The 20,875-nt window shown below is 72.4% G+C and carries 16 protein-coding genes and 1 pseudogene; 12 read left to right on the top strand and 5 right to left on the bottom strand.

Going from position 1 to position 20,875, the window contains the following annotated elements; genetic code table 11:
* Positions 1-70: 70 nt before the first annotated feature.
* Positions 71-1,573, bottom strand: coding sequence for a hypothetical protein (locus ACWD01_RS24615; protein WP_451164957.1), 1,503 nt, complete (start codon positions 1,571-1,573; stop codon positions 71-73).
* A gap of 352 nt (positions 1,574-1,925) precedes the next feature.
* On the opposite strand from ACWD01_RS24615, the gene ACWD01_RS24620 reads away from it, so the two are divergent.
* From ACWD01_RS24620 to ACWD01_RS24630, 3 genes are all read left to right on the top strand, one after another.
* Positions 1,926-4,325: a SpoIIE family protein phosphatase gene (locus ACWD01_RS24620; protein WP_451164958.1), complete on the top strand. Its 2,400-nt coding sequence runs from the start codon at positions 1,926-1,928 to the stop codon at positions 4,323-4,325.
* Positions 4,326-4,410: 85 nt separating this feature from the next.
* Positions 4,411-5,400: a DUF3048 domain-containing protein gene (locus tag ACWD01_RS24625; protein WP_451164959.1), complete on the top strand. Its 990-nt coding sequence runs from the start codon at positions 4,411-4,413 to the stop codon at positions 5,398-5,400.
* Between the two features lie 99 nt (positions 5,401-5,499).
* A complete protein-coding gene (locus ACWD01_RS24630) occupies positions 5,500-6,462 on the top strand; it encodes a TerC family protein (RefSeq protein ID WP_451164960.1) in 963 nt (320 codons plus the stop codon).
* 161 nt (positions 6,463-6,623) lie between these two features.
* Here the strand turns inward: ACWD01_RS24630 and ACWD01_RS24635 are convergent.
* From ACWD01_RS24635 to ACWD01_RS24645, 3 genes and pseudogenes are all read right to left on the bottom strand, one after another.
* Positions 6,624-6,763, bottom strand: a pseudogene (locus tag ACWD01_RS24635) (Tm-1-like ATP-binding domain-containing protein); the annotation flags it as partial.
* A 5-nt stretch (positions 6,764-6,768) separates the two neighbouring features.
* Entirely contained in the window at positions 6,769-6,990 is a 222-nt protein-coding gene (locus ACWD01_RS24640) for a Tm-1-like ATP-binding domain-containing protein (protein WP_451164961.1), read from the bottom strand.
* 60 nt (positions 6,991-7,050) lie between these two features.
* Entirely contained in the window at positions 7,051-8,109 is a 1,059-nt protein-coding gene (locus tag ACWD01_RS24645) for a LacI family DNA-binding transcriptional regulator (RefSeq protein WP_451164962.1), read from the bottom strand.
* A gap of 213 nt (positions 8,110-8,322) precedes the next feature.
* On the opposite strand from ACWD01_RS24645, the gene ACWD01_RS24650 reads away from it, so the two are divergent.
* From ACWD01_RS24650 to ACWD01_RS24665, 4 genes are read left to right on the top strand one after another with little or no spacing between them, the layout of a single operon-like run.
* Complete coding sequence (locus tag ACWD01_RS24650; protein ID WP_451165019.1) at positions 8,323-9,573, top strand: extracellular solute-binding protein; 1,251 nt, start codon at positions 8,323-8,325, stop codon at positions 9,571-9,573.
* Positions 9,574-9,575: 2 nt separating this feature from the next.
* Complete coding sequence (locus tag ACWD01_RS24655; protein WP_451164963.1) at positions 9,576-10,535, top strand: carbohydrate ABC transporter permease; 960 nt, start codon at positions 9,576-9,578, stop codon at positions 10,533-10,535.
* A gap of 4 nt (positions 10,536-10,539) precedes the next feature.
* The gene (locus ACWD01_RS24660; RefSeq protein ID WP_451164964.1) at positions 10,540-11,406 is read left to right on the top strand and encodes a carbohydrate ABC transporter permease; all 867 of its coding nucleotides are present in this window, start codon (positions 10,540-10,542) and stop codon (positions 11,404-11,406) included.
* Between the two features lie 49 nt (positions 11,407-11,455).
* Positions 11,456-13,882, top strand: a complete 2,427-nt coding sequence (locus ACWD01_RS24665; protein WP_451164965.1) for a beta-xylosidase/alpha-l-arabinosidase — start codon at positions 11,456-11,458, stop codon at positions 13,880-13,882.
* 42 nt (positions 13,883-13,924) lie between these two features.
* Here the strand turns inward: ACWD01_RS24665 and ACWD01_RS24670 are convergent, their stop codons facing one another.
* Positions 13,925-14,089: a hypothetical protein gene (locus ACWD01_RS24670; protein WP_451164966.1), complete on the bottom strand. Its 165-nt coding sequence runs from the start codon at positions 14,087-14,089 to the stop codon at positions 13,925-13,927.
* Between the two features lie 264 nt (positions 14,090-14,353).
* On the opposite strand from ACWD01_RS24670, the gene zwf reads away from it, so the two are divergent.
* The 5 genes from zwf to ACWD01_RS24695 all read left to right on the top strand — a co-directional run bounded on the left by zwf (position 14,354) and on the right by ACWD01_RS24695 (position 20,874).
* Positions 14,354-15,949: a glucose-6-phosphate dehydrogenase gene (gene zwf / locus ACWD01_RS24675; protein ID WP_451164967.1), complete on the top strand. Its 1,596-nt coding sequence runs from the start codon at positions 14,354-14,356 to the stop codon at positions 15,947-15,949.
* Positions 15,946-16,893: a glucose-6-phosphate dehydrogenase assembly protein OpcA gene (gene opcA / locus ACWD01_RS24680; protein WP_451164968.1), complete on the top strand. Its 948-nt coding sequence runs from the start codon at positions 15,946-15,948 to the stop codon at positions 16,891-16,893. Before zwf ends, opcA begins: the two co-directional genes overlap by 4 nt.
* 504 nt (positions 16,894-17,397) lie before the next feature.
* The gene (locus ACWD01_RS24685) at positions 17,398-17,616 is read left to right on the top strand and encodes a type A2 lantipeptide (RefSeq protein WP_451164969.1); all 219 of its coding nucleotides are present in this window, start codon (positions 17,398-17,400) and stop codon (positions 17,614-17,616) included.
* Between the two features lie 151 nt (positions 17,617-17,767).
* The gene (locus ACWD01_RS24690) at positions 17,768-18,574 is read left to right on the top strand and encodes an HlyD family efflux transporter periplasmic adaptor subunit (protein WP_451164970.1); all 807 of its coding nucleotides are present in this window, start codon (positions 17,768-17,770) and stop codon (positions 18,572-18,574) included.
* Positions 18,571-20,874 (top strand): NHLP family bacteriocin export ABC transporter peptidase/permease/ATPase subunit, encoded by a 2,304-nt coding sequence (locus ACWD01_RS24695; protein WP_451164971.1) that lies wholly within the window; start codon positions 18,571-18,573, stop codon positions 20,872-20,874. The genes ACWD01_RS24690 and ACWD01_RS24695 overlap by 4 nt, the downstream gene beginning before the upstream one ends.
* Position 20,875: the final 1 nt, after the last annotated feature.

Consider the following 20,875-nt stretch of genomic DNA (forward strand, 5'->3'; position numbering starts at 1 on the left):
GCGGCGGAGGCCGTCGCGGAAGGCCCGGGGGCGGTCACCGTGCGCGGCGGGCACGGTGGACCGGGTGGGCTCAGGTGTTGCGCGTCGCACCGGGGGCGGGCTGTCTGCGTCGTAGCAGGACGGACCCGGCGAGCGACGCCGTCGCCCCGGCGCACAGTACGGCGGCCGCTCTGGCCCAGCCGAAGGAGTCGCCCAGGCTGCTTTGCATCAGGTTCATGGTGCCCACGCCCGCCAGCGTGTGCAGGGCGATGACGCCGACCGCCAGCCCGGCGGCGGCCGCCCAGACCAGCTCGGTGTCCCGTACGGCCAGCCAGACGGCGACGACCAGGCACAGCACCATGACGGCCACCGAAAGCGTCTCGGCGTAGCCGCCGGAACGCAGGCCGGCGACGTCGGTGGGCAGATGGACGACGCCGCACGCGAAGAGGGCGAGCGCCGCGGGCCAGCGGAGTGCGGAGCGCAGGGCGGGGGAGACGCTGTGGCCGTCCGGGCCCGCGGCCAGGGCGCCGTTCAGCGCCGCCTTGGGCCACGCCGACTTCTTCTTCGGCGCGTCGGCGGGGGCGGCGGCCCGGGTTTCCGCCGCGTCGGCGCCGGCCGAGGGCCGGGGCTCCTCGGCGGCGGCCTCGTCCGCCGCCGTACGCCAGTCGCCGGCGTCGGCGCCGATCATGTTCACGAGCCGCACGACGTCCTCGACGGGCCTGTCGACGGCGGCGGCCTTCAGTGTCGTATCGGCCTCGTGGAGGGGGTGCGGGTACTCGTTGAGCAGGGCGACCAGCTGCCGGACCTCTTCGAGCGGGCGGGAGACCGCCGCGGCGCGCAGGGCCAGGTCACCGGGGCTGTCGACCTCGCCGGTCCGCTTGAGCCGGCTCACCAGGGCGGCTACCTCCGCCACCGGGCGTTCGGTCGCGGCCGTCCACAGCAGCGTGTGTATGGGCTGGTCGCTCTCGTTCGCCGCCGTCTCCGGGGCGGGGCCGGCCGCGGGGACCGGGTCGGCGTCCGGCGCGGACGGGTCCACCGGGTCCGCCGGCGCCGGCGTCTCGTGGCGGAGCGGGCGCGGATCCTCGATCGCGTCGCGGACAGGCGTCGGGTCCTTGGCCCCGTACGCCGCACCGGTCTCCGGCTCTGGCGACTGCGTCTGCGACTGCGACTGCGTGTCTGCCTCGGTGCCGTTGCCGTCGTGCGGGGCGCGCGGCTTCTCGGCCGGGGTGCGGACGGGGGTGGGCCGCTGCGCGGGGTCCGGCCCCGCCGTCTTCGGCCCGCTCGCGTCGGCGCCCGTGGCTGTTCCCGTACCCGTTCCCGCCGAGGTCTCGCGGGCGGGGAACGGCTCCGCCTCCGGGGCGGGCGGCTCGGGCGCGGGGTGGACGGGGTCGAGGCTCGCCCGGCCGGCGGGGGCGGCGGAGAGCACCGCGGAATCGGGGAAGGCCGGCGGGTGCGGGGGCAGCGGCGGCACGGGTGGCGCCGCGCGGGTCCCGAACGCCGGGGCGGTGAACCCGGCGTCAGGGCTCCTGTCGGGCGGCCGCGGCCGGTCGTCCTGGTAGTCGGAGGTGGCAGGGGTTCTGGGGTCGGTGGTCATGGCGCGGGCTCCGTTCGCGGAACATCCGGGTAGGCGTACACCGTGTCGTTCGTCGTGCGCCGCCTGAGCGCGCACACTTTGTTACATCTAATGGGCACAAAGCGACATTGCGCCATCCGGGAACGGCCCGGCCTGCTCCGCTCGACGGAATGCGCGGGCGCCTCCGCACCCGCCCCGCCCGGCGACCGCCGTCCGTGCCGGGTGGGCGAGAGAGGTGGGGCCGGCCGCCGTGGTGTCGACGGGCGGCGGCGCAGGGTGTGGCGTTCAATGGAGGCTCGGGGTTTCCACAGGCCTGCCGCGTCTGCGGTACCGGACACGGAGTTCGGGAGCGCCATCTGGGAGTGATCGACGCGTGAGCACCAGCGGCCACATCGTGGACACGGGATCGGAGCGGCCGGAGGATTCCGCCCTGCTCGTGATCGATCACGACGGCGCAGTGCTCGCGTGCACCGGCGGCGCCGCCGAGGTCACCGGCCGGCCGGCCGCCGACCTCCAGGGCCGTACCGTCGAGGATCTGCTCGCGACGCCCGGCGTCTGGGCCCGGCTGCGGGACCACACCCCCGCGCACCGCCCGCGCTCGGTGCGGACGGCTTTACAGTGCGCCGACGGCCCCCGCCTGACGCAGCTCGACCTGCTCCCCGTGGAGGGCCCGCTGGCGGCGCGGTTCCTGATGCGGCTGCTGCCGGCGGCCGTGGCCGACCGGCGGGACGAGGACGACGCGCTGCTCAGGGCCCTGTTCTCGCAGACCGGCATCGGCCTCGCCGTCCACGACGGCGAGCTGCGGATGATCAGGGGCAACTCGCTGCCGAACGATCCCCGGCCGCCGGCCGATTCGGCGGGCCGGCGGCTCGACGAGGTGCTCGTGCCGGAGGACGCGTTGTCCGTCGAGGCGCAGCTGCGCCACGTCGTGACCACCGGCGAACCGCTGATCGACTTCGTCACCCCGGCCCGGCTGGCGCAGGCCCCCGAACGTGAACGCACCATCTCGCTCTCCGCCCTGCGCATGGCCGGCCGGGACGGTGTCGTCCGCGGCGTCGCCGTCACCTTCACGGACGTGACCGAGCAGGAACGGGCCCGGCGGCGTTCGTCGCTCGTCGGCACCGCGGCGTCCGCGCTGGGCCGCTCCCTGGACGTCGGCCGCAACACCCAGGTGCTGGCCGACCTGCTGGTCCCCGCCTTCGCGGACCTGGCCTGCGTGGACGTCACGGAAGCCGTGCTGATCGGTGAGGAGCCCGGCGAGTTCGCCACCGGCGCGCCGCTGCGCCGCGTCTCCGCCGTCGCCAAGGACGGCGAGGACTGGCCGAACGAGCTGTACCCGCTGGGCGCCGTCATCCGGGTCAAGGGGTACGAGAGCGATCGGCTGCGCGGCGGTTCGGCCGTCATCGTGCCCGACATCGACGAGCTGCGGCCGAGGATCGCCGGCGACGCCGAGCGCCGCCGGCTGGTGCTGGCGCCGGGTGCGGCCTCGTACATGGTCGTGCCGCTGCAGGCCCGCGGCCATGTCCTCGGCGCGGTGTCGCTGTGGCGGTCGCCGGAACAGCCGCCGTTCGACACGCGTGACGCGGCCGTCGGGGAGGACGTCTGCTCCCGCGCGGCGCTCGCCATCGACAACGCGCGGCGCTACACCCGCGAACGCCGCACGGCGGAGAGCCTGCAGCGCAGCCTGCTGCCGCGCCCGGTGCTCAAGGTGACGGCCGCGGAGACCGCCGGTATCTATGTGCCCGGCCGGACGCTCGCCGGCACGGGCGGCAGCTGGTTCGACGTCATCACGCTGTCCTCGACCCGCGTCGCGTTCGTCGTCGGCAACGTACGCGGACACGGACTCAACGCCGCCGCGGCCATGGGCAGTCTGCGTACCGCCGTGCGCACCCTCGCCGACCTGGACCCGCCGCCGGAGGAACTGCTGACGCATCTGGACGACCTCGTCGTGCGGCTCGCCGACGACGAGCAGCAGGGCGACTTCGACGGCACGGTCCGCGGCGCGAGCTGTTTGTACGCCGTCTACGACCCGGTCACAGCACGCGCGTCGATGGCCGGCGCGGGACACACCGGGCCCGTGCTGGCCCGGGCGTCGGGCGAGGTGGGCCGGGTCGAACTGCCGTCGGGGCCGGCGCTCGGGCTGGAGGGCGCCCCGTTCGAACCGGTCGACGTCGCGCTCAGGCCCGGTGATCTGCTGGCCTTCACGGCGGGTTCGCTCTCCGAGACCCCCGGCACCGGCACCGGACCGGTCATCGAGCATCTGCGGACCAGGGCCGGCCGGGGCGGCTGCGACGCGTCGGCGGTACCGGAGATCGGCCGGGAGATGCTGGTCCCGTTCCTGGCCCGGCCGCCCGACGACGACGCCGCCCTGCTGCTGGCGCGGGTGGCCACGTCCCCCGAAGGGTCCGTCGTCGCCTGGGAGTTCCCGGCGGACGGGCGGATCGTCGCCGACGCACGGGCGCGGGTGGCGGAGCGGCTCGCGGGGTGGGGGCTGGACGAGCTGGTCTTCACCACCGAACTGATCGTCAGCGAGCTGCTCACCAACGCCATCCGCTACGCCGGCGGCCCGGTGAGCGTACGGCTCATCAGGGACCAGCGCCTGGTGTGCGAGGTGTCCGACCCGAGCGAGACGCAACCGCATCTGCGCCGGGCACGGCTGACCGACGAGGGCGGGCGCGGACTGTTCCTGATCGCCCAGCTCACCCACCGGTGGGGGAGCAGGTACACGGCCGCCGGCAAGACGATCTGGACGGAGCAGCTGCTGCCCGGCTAGGCGGCGACCAAGACGGGCCGCGGCGGTCGGGACCTGTCGGAACAGGGGCCTTCGTGGTCCACTGATGGCACGGGGAGCGTGGCCAATGGAGACGGCAGACGGACGCGGACGCGGCAGCGCGCGGGTCGCCCTGCTCACCGCCGCGGCACTGATCGTCGCCCTCTACGGGTGCACCGACGCCGAGCCGCCCGGGCCGGGGGAGACCACCCCACCCACGTCCGAGCAGGCCACGTCGTACTTCACCGGGCTGCCCGCACGCCAGGGGCCGGTCCTCGCGGTCAAGATCGACAACGTCCGCCCGGCGCGCCCCCACACCGGGCTCGGGGCGGCCGACATCGTCTACGTCGAGCAGGTCGAGTCCGGCCTCAGCCGGATACTGGCCGTCTTCTCCTCCCGGCTGCCGCCGCGGATCGGCCCGGTGCGCAGCGCGCGGGAGTCCGACCTCGAACTGCTGCGGCAGTTCGGTCGGCCCGCACTCGCCTACTCGGGCGCCCAGTCGGCGCTGAAGCCGCTGATCGAGGCGGCTCCGGTCGCCGCGCTGCCGCAGGGCGAGGCGCCCGACGCGTTCGTCCGCTCCGACGACCGCTCCGCTCCGCACAACCTCTATCTGCGCCCCGACCGCGCCCTCGCCGCCGCCCGCGACGTGAGCGAATCCTCCGACATCGGGATGCGTTTCGGCGCCGCCCCCGGCGGCGGCCGCCCGCTGACCGAGCACACCGTGCGCTACCCCTCCGCCCGGTACACCTTCACCTGGTCGCCCGAGCGGAAGCGCTGGCTGGTGGCCATGGACGGCGCCGCCGCGGGGACCACGGACGGCGGCCGGCTCACGCCCGCGACGGTGGTCGTGCAGTACACCGAGGTCCGCCCCTCCCGGTTCCGCGACCGGTCCGGCAGCGTGTCCCCGTACACGGAGACGGTCGGTTCGGGTACGGCGCTGGTGCTGCGCGACGGCCGCGGCCACGACGCCCGGTGGCAGCGGACGGCCGCGGACGGCGACACGGTCTTCACCGACGCGGCGGGGGAGCGGCTGAACTTCGCGCCCGGGCAGGTGTGGGTGCTGCTCACCGCCCGCTGAACGAGCCCGGCAGCGCGGAGGACAACGGCCGCCGCGTCGGCCAGACTCGTAGGGGAGGTTCGCTGCCCGGGTCCGCCGGTCGCTTGTGAGGTCTGCTTCGTGCACGACGTGCCGTACTGGTTGTGGGTCGTCTTCGCCGCCGCGGTGGTGATTTCGCTGGCGGTCGATCTGCTTGCCCACCGGCAGGCGCACATCATCGGTTTCCGGGAGGCGGCGGCCTGGAGCGCGGTGTGGGTCGGTCTGGCGATCGTCTTCGGCGTCGTCGTCTTCCTCGTCGTCGGCGCGCAGGCCGGCGTCGAATACACCACCGCCTGGCTGCTGGAGAAGAGTCTGTCGGTCGACAACCTCTTCGTGTTCGCGCTGATCTTCGCCTACTTCAGGGTGCCGCGGGCCTATCAGCACCGGGTCCTCTTCCTGGGCGTGCTGGGGGCGCTGGTCTTCCGCGGCGTCTTCCTCGCCGCCGGTGTGGCCGTCGTCAGCCGCTTCACCGCCGTCCTGTTCGCCTTCGCCGCGGTCCTCTTCTACAGCAGCTACAAGATCCTCCGGGGAGAGGAGGAAAGCTTCGACCCCGGCAGGAGCTTCGCCGTGCGTCTGCTGCGCAGGCTCATGCCGGTGTCGGACGAGTACGCCGGGGCGAAGTTCTTCGTCAGGGAGGCGGGCAGACGTGTCGCCACCCCGCTGCTCGCCGTGGTGGCCGCGATCGAGGCGGCCGACCTCGTCTTCGCGGTGGACAGCGTGCCCGCCGTACTCGCGGTCAGCAACGACGCCTTCATCGTCTACACCAGCAACGCATTTGCCATCCTGGGCCTGCGGGCGCTCTACTTCATGCTGGCCGGTCTGCTGGACCGGTTCCGCTATCTCAGCAAGGGCCTGGCGCTGATCCTGGCGTTCATCGCGGTCAAGCTGATCCTGCAGGCGTCCCACGAGGTGATCAGCCCGGCCGTCCCCGAGATCCCCTCGCCCCTCAGCCTGGGTGTCATCGTCGTCGTCCTCGCCGTCTCCGTCGCGCTGAGCGTGCTGCGACCACCGGCCGCCGAACGGGAGCCCGAGAAGGACGTCTGAGGCGCGGGCACGCGGTGCCGACCGTGGTGGGCGTCTACGTGCCGACCAGCCGGTGCAGCCGGTCCGCGGCCGCCCGGCCGAACGACGGGCTGTTGATGTCCGGTGATGTCGCTCGCCCCGACGTAGGGCGACACGTCGCCGGCCGCCATCGAGGACACCATCACCTTCGGCACGCCCAGCGGGAGCCCCGCATCGCGCGCGTCGCGATCGACGTCCCGCCGCTGCCGCCGACGGCGAGGACCGCGTGCAGCCTGCCCGCCTCGTACAGCCGCAGGACCGTCTCCGCCGCCCCGCGCGCCATCGTCGTCACGGCCGCGCCGCGGTCGGCGTCCGGCCGCAGCGCGCCAGGTCGGCCCCGGCCGCGCGGGCCACCTCGGCGCGCGGGACGTCGGCCCGTATCCTCGGCTCGCCCACGACGCCGGCGTCGACCACCAGCACGTCGGTCCGCGCGGCCAGCAGCCGCTCGCGCTGCCAGCCGTACTCCACACCCCTGGTGTCCAGCGTGCCCACCAGTACAACGGTCGCCATGGCACGTACTGTTCGCGGAAAACCAGCGGCCGACAAGAGCGCCCGGCACGGCTTCCGGGATCAGGACGCGGGCGGTGCCGTGCTGTTGCGGACCACCAGGCTGGTGGCCAGGTCGATCCGGCTCGCAGCCGGGCGCCGGCCGCGCCCGAGGTCCAGCACCAGCCGCGCCGCCGCCTCCGCCATCTCCGTCAGCGGCTGCCGCACGGTGGTGAGCGGCGGGCCGACCCAGCGGGCCAGCGGCAGATCGTCGAAGCCGACCACGCTGAGGTCCTCGGGGACGCGTACGCCCAGCTCCCGGGCGGCCTCGTAGAGCCCGAGGGCCTGGAGGTCGTTGCCGGTGAAGACGGCGGTCGGCGGTTCCGGCAGGCGCAGCAGCTCCAGACCGGCCGCGTGGCCGGCCTCGTGGTGGAAGTCGCCCTCGCGCACCAGCTCGGGGTCGGCCGCCACCCCGGCGCTCTCCAGCGCCGAGCGGTAGCCGTCGATCCTGGCGCGGCTGCACATCATCCTGGCCGGGCCGCCGATCACGCCGATCCGGCGGTGGCCGAGCTCCAGCAGATGGCGGGTGGCGGCGAGGCCGCCCTGCCAGTTGGTCGCCCCGACCGAGGGCACGTCGTCCCCGGGGTCGCCCGCCGGATCCATCACCACGAACGGGATGTCGCGGCTCGTCAGCTGGGCGCGCTGGGCGGCGTCCAGGTCGGACAGGACCAGGATCACCCCGGCGGGTCGGCGGGCGAGCACCCCGTCCACCCAGGTCTGACCGGGCATGAGCCGCCCGGCGCTCTCCGAGAGGACCAGCGACAGGCCCTCCTCGCGTGCCACGTTCTCCACCCCGCGGATGACCTCCATGGCCCAGGAGCTCTCCAGCTCGTGGAAGACCAGGTCGATCATCCGGGACTGCTGCGAGGCGCCGCGGCGCCGGCGGTAGCCGTGATGGCGCAGCAGCTCCTCCACCCGGGTGCGCGTGGCGGCGGCGACATCGGCGCGGCCGTTGAGGACTTTCGAAACTGTCGGAGCCGACACACCGGCCGCACGGGCGATCTCGGCCAGGGTGGCACCGCCCTCGGCCGTTTCGTCCGAGGAAGGATCCTCCGGTCGGGAGTGGACGTCTGCGGGTCTCATGCAGGGATCGTAGCCCGCCGCAGGGCCTGCACAAGGCCCGGCCGTTGATCACGGAAACCTTTCGCGCGACCTCTTGACGCGCCGGAAACCCCCTCGTACGGTTCCGGCAACATTCGCCGAGCTTTTCGAAACATTCGACAAGGGGCAGTTATGGGGTCGGGCTTTCTCCGCAGAGGTTCGGGTACGGCCAGAGGGACCGCGGCGGCCGCCGCGATGGTGATGGCCGCGGTGCTCGCGGGCTGCGGTTCGGGCGGCGGCGCCGCCGGCGCCGACGGCAAGACACTCACCGCCTACGTCTACGGCGACGACGCGGTGAAGGTCCAGCAGGCCGCCGTGGACGACTTCAACAAGTCGTCGGACGTCAAGGTCAAGCTGGTCTCGGTCCCCGGCGCCGAGTACGTCAACAAGCTCCGCACCGCCATGGGCTCGCCGAACGCCCCGGACATCTTCTTCAACTGGGGCGGCGGCTCCATCAAGCCGTACGTGGACGCGGGCCAGATCGTCGACCTCTCCCCGTACTTCGAGAAGGACAAGGTCCTGCGGAGCGGCTTCCTGCCGTCCGTCGTCGAGGCCGGCAGCCTCGACGGCAAGGTCTACGGCGTGCCGATGCGCGGCATGCAGCCCGTGATGCTCTTCTACAACAAGACGCTGTTCGCCGAGAACGACCTGCAGCCGCCCAAGACCTGGGAGGACCTGCAGAAGGCGATCACCACCTTCAAGGCGAAGAAGATCACGCCCTTCGCGCTCGGCGGCACCGACGCCTGGACCCAGCTGATGTGGCTGGAGTACCTGCTCGACCGGATCGGCGGGGCCGACGTCTTCAAGAAGATCCGACACGGCGACTCGTCCGGCTGGGGCGACCCGGCCGTCCTCAAGGCCGCGCAGACGGTGAAGGAACTCATCGACGACGGCGCCTTCGGCAAGAACTTCAACTCCGTCTCGTACTCCAACGGCGGCGCCCCGGCCCTGTTCGCCCAGGGCAAGGCGGCGATGCACCTGATGGGCTCGTGGGAGTACTCCACCCAGCTGGGCAAGGCGCCCGACTTCGCCGAGAAGGACCTCGCCTGGACCGCGTTCCCGACCGTGGCCGGCGGCACCGGCGACCCGAAGAGCGTGGTCGGCAACCCGACCAACTACTGGTCGGTCAACGCCCGCACCAAGCACAAGGACGCCGCCATCGACTTCCTGAAGGCCATGGCGTCGAAGGAGTACGCGCAGGCGCTCGTCGACAACGGCGACATCCCCACCACCGCGGACGCGGCGCAGCAGCTGAAGAAGTCGCCCAACCCCGAATTCGCCGCGTTCCAGTACGAGATGGTCCAGCTCGCCCCGAGCTTCACGCTCTCCTGGGACCAGGCACTGGAGGCGAGCAAGGCCACCCCGATGCTCACCGAGATCAACAAGCTGTTCGCGGGCAAGTCCACGCCCGAGCAGTTCGTCGCGGCCCTGAAGGCTCTCAAGTAACCATGACAGTAGCTTCCACACCGCTCGAGAAGCAGCGGAGCAGAGCGGCGGCCACCCCCCGGCGCGGCCGCCGCACTGCGGCGGGCGGGGGCTTCGGCCGCCCCTCCGTCGCCTGGGCAGTGCCCGCCATCGTCTTCTTCGGGCTCTTCGGGATCGTGCCCATGGCCCTGGCCGTGTATCTGTCGTTCACCTCCTGGGACGGCCTCACCTCGCCGACCCTGATCGGGTTCGACAACTGGACCCGACTGCTGAACGACCCCGAGTTCCGCCAGGCCGGCTGGCTCAGCCTGCTGCTGACGGTCATCAGCTGGGCCTTCCAGACGCCCATCGCCCTGATGCTGGGCGTGTGGGCGGCCGGACGGCAGCGCAACCGGGCCGTGCTGTCCGCGGTCTTCTTCGTACCCCTGCTGCTGTCCACCACGGCGATCGCGGTGCTCTTCCACGCCCTCCTCGACCCCAACTTCGGTGTCATCAAGGAGATCGGGCCGTGGCTCGGGATCGACCCCAACATCCTGGGCTCGTCCACCGGCGCACTGCTGACCGTGGCGTTCGTCGGCGGCTGGCAGTTCATGCCGTTCCACACCCTGATCTACCAGGGCGGCACCCGGCAGATCCCGCAGGTGCTCTACCAGGCCGCCTCGATCGACGGGGCGGGACCGGTCCGGCAGTTCTTCTCGATCACGCTGCCCCAGCTGCGCAACACCGTCACCACGTCGTCGGTGCTGATGATCGTCGGCTCGCTGACGTACTTCGACACCGTGCTCATCATGACCAGGGGCGGCCCGGGGACCGACACCACGATCGTGCCCTACCTGATGTACCGCACCGGCTTCCAGACCTACGACCTCGGCTACGCCAGCGCCGTCGCCACGGCCCTCGTCGTGGTGGCGACCGCGCTGTCGCTGCTGATGGTGAAGTTCAGCGGATTCGGGTCGATGCGCTCCACCCGGGAAGGGATGTGACCCGATGACCGCACACCTGACCGCCTCACGGCATGTGCGGCCCAGGGGCCGCCGCCGGCCGAAGGGCAATCCGCTCGTCGGTCTCGGGGCGCTGGCCTGGCTCGTCGTCGTGCTGGTACCGCTCTACACCCTTCTCTCCTCGTCGCTGACCCGGCAGGACGAAGCGCTCAGCGGCAACCCGCTGGCCTTCCCCACCAGTCCGACGCTCGAGAACTACAACACCGTGCTCAGCAGCGGCTTCCTCACGCTGCTCACCAACACGGCGATCGTCGCGGTCGCCACCGTCGCCATCGTGCTGCTGCTCTGCGTGCCCCTCTCCTATGTGGCCGTGCGCACCCGCAGCCGGCTGTCGTCGCTGGCCTTCAGGACCTTCCTGCTCGGCGTCGCCATCCCCGCCCAGGCGGTCATCGTGCCGCTGTACCTGCTCATCGCCGAGATGGGCCTGTACGACTCACTGGCCGCGGTGATCCTGCCGACCGCCGCGTTCTCGATGCCCGTCGCCGTGCTGGTCCTCACCTCCACCCTCCGGGACATCTCGGAGGAGCTGTACGAGGCGATGGCCCTGGACGGGGCGACTCCGCTGCGGATGCTGTGGCAGCTCGCCGTGCCGATGTCGCGCGCCGGCGTCAGCACGGTCGCGATCTTCTCCGCGCTCCAGGCGTGGAACGGCTTCCTGTTCCCGCTGATCCTCACCCAGTCGGAGGAGCAGCGTGTGCTGACCCTCGGACTCTTCAACTTCATGGGCCAGTTCGGGCTCAACGTCCCGGCCCTGCTCGCGGCCGTCGTGCTCTCCGTGATCCCCATCTTCACGGTCTATCTCTTCGCCCGGCGCGCCCTGGTCAACGGCCTGATGGGCGTCGGCGGCAAGTAGCCCGCCGCCGGATCCGCACATTTGCCACCACCGAGAGGAACCCTGCCCGATGGCAATCCCCCATGCCCCGGACGCGCCCGCCACCGCCGCCGATCCCACCGTCACCGTCACCGCCGCCCCCGTCGTCGAGGGCCGCTGGCGGGACGCCTCGCTCAGCGATGAGGCACGCGTCGAGGACCTCATGGGCCGCATGACCCTCGAGGAGAAGACCGCCCAGCTCTACGGCGTGTGGGTGGGCGCCGACGGCGACGGCGACGGTGTCGCGCCCCACCAGAACGACATGGTCGACCCGGTCGACTGGGACGCCCTCATCACCCGCGGACTCGGCCAGCTCACCCGCCCGTTCGGCAGCGCCCCCGTCGACCCGGCGACCGGCGCCGTGGCCCTGGCCCGCGCCCAGCGGCAGATCGCCGCCGCGAACCGCTTCGGCATCCCGGCGCTCGCCCACGAGGAGTGCCTCGCCGGGTTCACCGCCTGGTCCGCCACCGCCTATCCCGTACCGCTGGCCTGGGGCGCCACCTTCGACCCCGACCTGGTGGCCGCCATGGCCCGCCGCATCGGCGCGGACATGCGCGCCGTCGGCGTGCATCAGGGCCTCGCCCCGGTCCTGGACGTGGTGCGCGACCTCCGATGGGGCCGCGTGGAGGAGACCATCGGCGAGGACCCGTACCTCGTCGCCACGGTCGGCACCGCCTACGTCCGCGGACTGCAGTCCACCGGGATCGTCGCCACCCTGAAGCACTTCGCCGGCTACTCGGCGTCCGCCGGGGCCCGCAACCTCGCCCCGGTCCGCGCCGGCGCCCGGGAGCTCGCGGACGTCATCCTCCCGCCGTTCGAGATGGCCCTGCGCGACGGCGGCGCCCGCTCGGTGATGCACTCGTACGCCGAGATCGACGGCGTGCCGGCCGCCGCCGACACCCGGCTGCTCACCGGACTCCTGCGGGACACCTGGGGCTTCACCGGCACCGTCGTCGCCGACTACTTCGGCATCGGCTTCCTCGAGACCCTCCACAGGGTCGCCGACGACCCGGGCGACGCCGCCCGCCTCGCCCTGACCGCCGGCGTCGACGTCGAGCTGCCGACCGTCCGCTCGTACGGCGACGCACTCGTCGAGGCCGTACGGGACGGGACCGTGCCCGAGGCCGTCGTGGACCGGGCGCTGCGCCGGGTGCTGCTCCAGAAGTGCGAACTGGGCCTGCTCGACCCCGACTGGTCACCGCTGCCCGACGTGCTCGGGGGAGCCGACGGCGACCCGGAGTCCGTGCGCGGCACCGTCGACCTGGACCCGCCCGCCAACCGCGAGACCGCCCGCCTGGTCGCGGAGCGCTCCTGCGTGCTGGCCGCCAACGCGGGCGGCGTCCTCCCGATCCGCGGCGCCCGCCGCATCGCCGTCGTCGGCCCCCGGGCCGACGACCCGCTGGCCATGCTCGGCTGCTACTCCTTCCCCAGCCACGTCGGCGTCTCGCACCCCGACGTGCCCCTCGGCGTCGACATCCCCACCGTGTTCGCGGCTCTCACCGACGAGTTCCCTGACGCTGCCGTCCGCCACGCCGCCGGCTGCGACGTCGACGGGCCGGACACCTCCGGCATCGCGGAAGCGGTACGGCTGGCGTCGGACGCCGACGTGTGCGTGGCGGTGCTCGGCGACCGGGCCGGGCTGTTCGGCCGCGGCACCTCCGGCGAGGGCTGCGACGCGGCCGACCTCTCGCTCCCCGGCGTCCAGGCCGCGCTGCTGGACGCCCTGCTGGCCACCGGCACACCGGTGGTGGCCGTCCTGGTGACGGGCAGGCCGTACGCGCTCGGCCGCTGGGCGGACCGGCTCGCGGCCGTCGTGCAGGCGTTCTTCCCCGGCGAGGAGGGCGGCCCGGCGCTGGCAGGCGTGCTCTCCGGGCGCGTCAACCCGTCCGGCCGGCTGCCGGTGGGCGTGCCGTACGGGCCGGGCGGCCAGCCCTGGACGTACCTCCAGCCGCCGCTCGGACTCGCGGGCGGCGTGAGCAACCTCGACCCGACCCCGCTGTACCCCTTCGGCCACGGGCTCTCCTACACCACGTTCGCCTGGGAGGCCGGCCCGCCCGCGCCGTCCGAGATCCCGACCGACGGCTCCGCGGACGTCGAGGTCGTCGTGCGCAACACCGGGGACCGCGACGGCGCGGAGGTGGTCCAGCTCTATCTGCACGACCCGGTCGCCCAGACCACCCGGCCGCAGGCACAGCTGATCGGCTACGCCCGGGTGCCCCTCGCGGCCGGCGAGGCGGCCCGGGTCCGCTTCCGCTTCCACACCGACCTCGCCTCGTTCACGGGCGTCGGCGGGCAGCGGATCGTCGAACCGGGCGACGTGGAGCTCCGGTTCGCCGCGTCCAGCGCGGCGCACGACGTCCGGCACACGGTACGGCTGCGCCTGACGGGCCCGGAGCGCGCCTGCGGCCACGACCGGGTGCTGCACTGCGACACCGAGGTGGCCCCGGTCACCGGCTGACCGGGGCGCACGCCGGAACCCCCCGGGGGCTTTGGTATGTCCTCAGTGCCGGTCATCGCCGTGGCGTTCACCGTGCGCGGCCGGTCGCCGTCGAACGCGAACGCGGGGCCACCCGCCGGACTGGGCGCCGGTGGCGGGCAGTGCGAAGCCGGCGAGCAGGCCGGCGGTCGCCGCGCCGATCCCGAGGACGTGGGTCACCTTGATCACGGACGTTCCCTTCGGTGGGGCGGAGTTTCCGGTGCGTAACGCCTCGAACGAGCCGCTCCGAACGAGGTCTTCAAAAGTTTCGTAAGTTGTTCCGCAAGTTTTGTGGTCCGAGCCTGGGGACCTGGGGCCTGGGAAATCACCGGTCAATCCCCTTGCACGGAACTCGCGTCGGCGGGGTGTGTGAGCCCCCGCGAGATCAGCGGGAGATGCGATCCTCGGACCAGGACGCATCCGAACGCCGTCGGCGCAGGGAGGCCTGACCGCATGTCACAGAACGGGTCGCAGAGCAGGTCGCGACGGAGGGCCCGGCAGCGCTCGCGGCAGCTGTCGCAGGGAAGCGGCTGGGCGAATCCGCTGCGAGACCCGCTCGACCGCCGGCTGCCCCGTATCGCCGGCCCCTCCGGACTGGTGATCTTCGGGGTCACCGGTGACCTGTCGCGCAAGAAGCTCATGCCCGCCGTCTACGACCTGGCCAACCGGGGGCTGCTGCCGCCCGGCTTCTCGCTCGTCGGCTTCGCCCGCCGCGAGTGGCAGGACCAGGACTTCGCGGAGGAGGTGCACCGGGCCGTCCGGGACCACGCCCGCACCCCCTTCCGCGAGGAGGTCTGGCAGCAGCTCTCGGAGGGTATGCGGTTCGTCCAGGGCGACTTCGGCGACAATGCCGCGTTCGAGCAGCTGAAGAGCACGGTCGAGGAACTGGACCGGGCGCAGGGCACCGGCGGGAACTTCGCGTTCTACCTCTCCGTGCCGCCGAAGTTCTTCCCCGAGGTCGTCCAGCAGCTCAAGGACCACGGGCTGTCGGACGCGCCCGAGGGGTCCTGGCGCCGGGCGGTCATCGAGAAGCCGTTCGGCCACGACCTGGACAGCGCCTGCGACCTCAACGAGATCGTGCACGAGGTGTTCGCGCCCGACGAGGTCTTCCGGATCGACCACTACCTGGGCAAGGAGACGGTCCAGAACATCCTGGCGCTCCGGTTCGCCAACACCCTCTTCGAGCCGATCTGGAACCGGTCGTACGTCGACCATGTCCAGATCACGATGGCCGAGGACATCGGCATCGGCGGCCGCGCCGGCTACTACGACGGCATCGGCGCCGCCCGTGACGTGATCCAGAACCACCTCCTCCAACTGCTGGCGCTGACCGCGATGGAGGAGCCCCCCTCCTTCGACGCCGCCTCGCTCGTCACCGAGAAGCTCAAGGTCTTCAAGGCCGTCCAACTCCCCGCCGACCTGGCCCGGTCCACCGTGCGCGCGCAGTACACCGGGGGCTGGCAGGGCGGCGAGAGGGTCCTCGGCTACCTCCAGGAGGAGGGCATCGCCCCCGACTCCCGGACCGACACCTACGCCGCGATCAAGCTGGGTATCGACAACCGCCGCTGGGCGGGCGTCCCGTTCTATCTGCGCACCGGCAAGCGGCTCGGCCGCCGCGTCACCGAGATCGCCGTCGTCTTCCAGCGCGCGCCGCACTCGCCGTTCGACTCCACCGCCACGGAGGAGCTCGGCGAGAACGCGCTCGTCATCCGGGTCCAGCCGGACGAGGGCGTGACGGTGCGGTTCGGCTCCAAGGTGCCGGGTACATCGATGGAGCTGCGCGACGTGACGATGGACTTCGCCTACGGGGAGTCGTTCACGGAGTCCAGCCCCGAGGCGTACGAGCGCCTCATCCTCGACGTGCTGCTGGGGGACGCCAACCTCTTCCCGCGGACGGAGGAGGTGGAGGAGTCGTGGAAGATCCTCGATCCCGTCGAGGAGTTCTGGGACCGCGGCCCGAAGCCGGCGCAGTACCCGGCCGGCACCTGGGGTCCCGCCGAAGCGGACGACATGCTCGCACGAGACGGACGGAGCTGGCGCAGGCCATGAAGACGGACCTCACCGACACCACGGCCAGCAAGATCAACAAGGCGCTCGTCCAGGGCCGCCGCGCGATCGGCACCCCGGCCGTCGGCATGGTGCTCACCCTGGTCATCGTGACCGACGAGGAGAACGCCTACGACGCCATCAAGGCGGCCGGCGACGCCTCCCGCGAACACCCCTCCCGCACCCTCGTCGTCATCAAGCGCCACGCCCGCTCGCCGCGCGAGCGCCACGAGGCCCGTCTCGACGCCGAGGTGCGCCTCGGCAGCGACGCCGGGGCCGGCGAGACCGTGCTGCTGCGCCTGCACGGCGAACTCACCCACCGCGCCGACTCGGTGGTGCTCCCGCTGCTGCTGCCCGACGCCCCCGTCGTCGTCTGGTGGCCGGTGGACGCCCCGCCCGTGCCCGCCCGGGACCCGCTCGGCGCGCTCGCGCAGCGCCGCATCACCGACGCGTACGCGGTCGAGCGGCCGATCGAGGAGCTGAACGCCCGCGCCGCCGGTTACGAACCGGGCGACACCGACCTCGCCTGGACCCGGCTCACCCCGTGGCGCTCGATGCTCGCCGCCGCGCTGGACCAGGCCCGGGCCGAGGTCGTCTCCGCCGTGGTCGAGAGCGAGGCCGACAACCCCAGCGCCGAACTGCTCGCCCGCTGGTTCACCGCCCGGCTGGCGGTGCCCGTCGAACAGGTCGTCACCGACGGTCCGGTGGTCACCGCCGTCCGGCTGCGCACCGTGGACGGCGAGATCCACATCGACCGGCCGGAAGGGCCCGTCGCCCGGCTGACCATCCCCGGACAGCCCACCCGGGTCCTCGCCCTGAAAGTACGCAGCACGGCCGAACTCATCTCGGAGGAACTGCGCCGGCTCGACCCGGACGAGGCATACGCCGCGGCACTCCACGCCGAGATCACCGCACCCGCGCCGGAAAAGGCCGCGGAAACCGGCTGAGGCAACTCTCCGCAATTGCGCGGTGACCCGGTGAAAGGGGTGGAGTGCGGCGGTCGCTCCACCCCGGTGAAATCCTCGTGAGCCACCGTCAAACGATCGGCGCCTGCCGGGAATCTGCACACCGAATGCTCAGGCGGCACACGGTCTCCTCATCCTGATCTCTCTGTTGACCTGCAAGTATCGTCCTCTGGGTGGGAATGTCCACTTCGCCGTCGGGTCCTCGCGCACATCCTGGGGCCGCGAGTTCGACCATTTGGTGAAGGAAATGCCGCAGAGTCATGCAGGGGCGTCCACGGGGCGGTAATGAGCAGCCGCTTTCTCTGCGGATCCGCTCTTCGTGATTGGCTGCTCAACGGCCTTACATGCTTTGATCCTTCGCACTGCGGGATTCGACGACGGTTCCCGGATCCGGGAATCCCCCCACGCCCGCCGGCGGCCGGTGGCGCTCTTTTCGCGCGGCCGGGCGCAGCAATACAGAAATATCCACCCCGAAGGGAACTTCTCATGAGCTTCGTCCCCACCCAGGAGATCGCCGACTCCGAGCTGGACAACATCGCGGGCGGTCTCCACAGCGCCACGGTGGGCAACGCCACCGCCGCTCTTGACACCATCGCCCCGGTCTCCGGCACCATCGGCACCGTGACCGGCGTCGTCGAGGGCGCCACCGGCATCAACTCCGCGGCCATCACCGGCCCGGTCAACGGCCTCGTCGCCGGCCTGTAGGACCCACGGCTCGCCGGCATCCGCTCTGCCGGCATCGCCGAGCCGTGTGCCCCGGAGCCGGCCAGGTTCCGGGGCACACGGCCGCGCGTGGTTGCGGGTGTCGCCGCGCGCGCCGTTCCCCGTAGTCCCCGGCAGTCGAGGGAAGAGCAACGTGCAGTTCCGCCAACAGGCCCTTTCCAAGCTGCAGTCGCCGGAGGAGATAGATCTTCCCGTGCGGTTCGCCCGGCCGCAGGGGCTGCTCGTGCTCGTCGTCACCGTCGTCGTGATGATCGCCGCGGGCGGGTGGGCCGTGGCGGGCACGGTGTCCTCCACGCTGGACGCGCCCGGCATCCTCACCCACGCCCAGGGCAGTTACGTACTCCAGAGCCCCGTCGCCGGGCAGGTCACCGCGGTCCTCGCAGAGGAGGGCGACCGGGTCGGCGCCGACGCGCCCCTGCTGAAGGTCCGCACCGCGCAGGGCGACACCGTCGTCCGTACCGTCGCCGCCGGCCGGCTGACGGCCCTCGTCGCCACCATCGGGTCGGTCGTCACCCCGGGCTCGGACGTTGCGGCGGTCGAGCGGATCGAGGAGGCGGACGACCCCCTGATGGCCGTGCTGTACGTCCCCGCCGAGAAGGGCAGTTCGGTCCCGGTCGGCGCCGAGGTCGACCTCAGCGTCCAGTCGGTGGCGAGCCAGCAGTACGGAGTGCTGCGCGGCCGTGTGAAGTCTGTCGGCAGGACCGCCCAGACCCGGCAGCGGATCACCGCCTTCCTCGGCAGCAGCCAGCTCGGAGAGCAGTTCTCGGCGGCCGGCCAGCCCGTCGCCGTGCTGGTCGCACTGGAGCCTGCGGAAGGCACCGAGTCCGGCTACCGGTGGTCGTCGTCCGACGGGCCGCCGTACCCGCTCGAATCCATGACCCTGACCGGCGGCGCCGTCCACCTCGCAGAGCAGCGCCCGATCGATTGGCTGCTGCCGTGACACAGACCGACCACAACACCCCCGCCCCGCAGCAGCAGTTGCCGCCCGCCGGCCGCGGCAGACACCGGCCCCAGACCGCGGCGCCCGGCGGCCGGCGCGGATCGCGCCGCGCCGCACCGCCGCCGCGCCGCAAACAGCGCACCGCCCGACCCCGCGCCGTCCGCACCCCCACCGTGCTCCAGATGGAGGCCGTGGAGTGCGGCGCCGCCGCCCTCGCCATGGTCCTCTCCCACTACGGGCGCCATGTGCCGCTCGAGGAGCTGCGGATCGCCTGCGGCGTCTCCCGGGACGGCTCGCGCGCCAGCAACGTGCTGAAGGCGGCCCGCAGTTACGGCCTGACCGCCAAGGGCATGCAGATGGAGGCGTCCGCGCTGGCCGAGGTGCAGCCGCCCGCCATCCTGTTCTGGGAGTTCAACCACTACGTCGTCTACGACGGCCAGGCACGCCGGTTCGGCCGCCGCGGCGTGCACATCAACGACCCAGACAAGGGCCGCCGGTTCATACCGGCGGAGGACTTCGACACCAGCTTCACCGGGGTCGCCCTCGTCCTCGAACCCGACCGGAACTTCCGTAAGGGCGGCCGCAAACCGGGCATCATGTCCGCCGTCCCCGGACGGCTGCGCGGGACCACGGGCACTCTGTTCGCCGCCTTCCTCGCCAGCCTGCTCCTCGTCGCCGTCGGCGCGGCCGTCCCGGCGCTCAGCCGCACCTACATCGACATGTTCCTGATCGGCGGCCGGACCTCGCTGCTCGGGACGCTGTTCACCGCCATGGCCGTGATGGTGGCGCTGACCGCCGTGCTGACCGGGCTGCAGCAGTCCAACCTGCTGCGCGGCCGGCTCATCTCCTCCACCCTGAGCAGCGCCCGCTTCCTGCGCCATCTGCTGCGCCTGCCCGTCACGTTCTTCGCCCAGCGCAGCCCGGCCGACCTCGTGCAGCGGCTGCAGTCCAACGACGCCGTGGCCGAGACCCTGGCACGTGACCTGGCGGCGGCCGCGGTGGACGGCGTCGTGGTCGTCCTCTACGCCGCGCTGCTGTGGAGCTACGACCCCCAGCTCACCGTCGTCGGCGTGCTCATCGCCCTCCTCAACGTCGTGGCGATGCGCATCGTCATCCGGCTGCGCGCCACCCACACCCAGAAGCTGCGCGCCGACAGCGCCCGCCTCACCAACACCTCGTACACCGGCCTCCAGCTCATCGAGACCATGAAGGCGACCGGCGCGGAGAACGGCTTCTTCCGCCGCTGGGCGGGCCAGCACGCCACGACTCTGGACGTGCAGCAGCGGCTCGGCGTGCCCAGCGCGGTCCTGGCCGTCGTCGCGCCCACCCTCGCCACCCTCAACAGCGCGCTCATCCTCTGGATCGGCGGACTGCGGGCCGTCGAAGGCCATATATCGATCGGTCTCCTGGTTGCCTTCCAGGCCCTGGTGGCCCGCTTCACCGCACCGATCACCCGGCTCAACGGAGTCGCCGGCCGGATCCAGGACTTCGCCGCGGACATGACCCGGCTCAAGGACGTGGAGAGCTTCCCCGTCGACCCCCTCTACTCCCGCGACGAGCCCGACCCCAGCAGCCGCCGGCTCAAGGGTCACGTCACGCTCGAGAACATCACCTTCGGCTACAGCCCGCTCGACGCACCGCTGCTCAGCGGCTTTTCCCTGACCGTCGGACCGGGCCGGCAGGTCGCCCTCGTCGGCGGCTCCGGCAGCGGCAAGTCCACCGTCTCCCGGCTGATCGCGGGCCTCTACAGCCCGTGGGAGGGAACCATCCGCATCGACGGACGGCTTCTCGCGGACATCCCCCGCGGCGCGCTCGCCGCCTCCGTCTCCTTCGTGGACCAGGACATCTTCCTCTTCGAGGGCACCGTCCGCGACAACGTGACGCTGTGGGACCCGTCCGTCCCCGACGAGGCCGTGGAGGCGGCGCTACGGGACGCCGCCGTCCACGACGTGGTGATGCGCCGTCCCGAAGGCATCCACGGCCGCGTCGAGCAGGACGGCCGCAACTTCTCCGGCGGGCAGCGCCAGCGTCTGGAGATCGCCCGCGCCCTGGTGCGCCGGCCGAGCATCCTGGTCCTGGACGAGGTCACCAGCGCCCTCGACGCCGAGACGGAGCGGGTCATCATCGACAACCTGCGCCGGCGCGGCTGCGCCTGCGTCGTGATCGCGCACCGGCTGAGCACCGTGCGCGACAGCGACGAGATCGTCGTGCTGGACCACGGCACCGTCGTCGAACGCGGCCGCCACGAGGACCTGGTGGCCGCCCAGGGCCCGTACGCCCAGCTGGTCAAGGAGCACTGAC

This window comes from Streptomyces sp. NPDC002835 (assembly GCF_053591995.1).

Bases quoted from the DNA above. Each gene is read 5' to 3' on its own strand.
- ACWD01_RS24640 (WP_451164961.1), bottom strand. From the start codon at position 6,990: ATGGCGACCGTTGTACTGGTGGGCACGCTGGACACCAGGGGTGTGGAG.
- ACWD01_RS24650 (WP_451165019.1), top strand. From the start codon at position 8,323: ATGGTGATGGCCGCGGTGCTCGCGGGCTGCGGTTCGGGCGGCGGCGCC.
- zwf (WP_451164967.1), top strand. From the start codon at position 14,354: ATGTCACAGAACGGGTCGCAGAGCAGGTCGCGACGGAGGGCCCGGCAG.
- ACWD01_RS24660 (WP_451164964.1), top strand. From the start codon at position 10,540: ATGACCGCACACCTGACCGCCTCACGGCATGTGCGGCCCAGGGGCCGC.
- ACWD01_RS24645 (WP_451164962.1), bottom strand. From the start codon at position 8,109: ATGAGACCCGCAGACGTCCACTCCCGACCGGAGGATCCTTCCTCGGAC.
- ACWD01_RS24615 (WP_451164957.1), bottom strand. From the start codon at position 1,573: ATGACCACCGACCCCAGAACCCCTGCCACCTCCGACTACCAGGACGAC.
- opcA (WP_451164968.1), top strand. From the start codon at position 15,946: ATGAAGACGGACCTCACCGACACCACGGCCAGCAAGATCAACAAGGCG.
- ACWD01_RS24665 (WP_451164965.1), top strand. From the start codon at position 11,456: ATGGCAATCCCCCATGCCCCGGACGCGCCCGCCACCGCCGCCGATCCC.
- ACWD01_RS24655 (WP_451164963.1), top strand. From the start codon at position 9,576: ATGACAGTAGCTTCCACACCGCTCGAGAAGCAGCGGAGCAGAGCGGCG.
- ACWD01_RS24685 (WP_451164969.1), top strand. From the start codon at position 17,398: ATGAGCTTCGTCCCCACCCAGGAGATCGCCGACTCCGAGCTGGACAAC.
- ACWD01_RS24625 (WP_451164959.1), top strand. From the start codon at position 4,411: ATGGAGACGGCAGACGGACGCGGACGCGGCAGCGCGCGGGTCGCCCTG.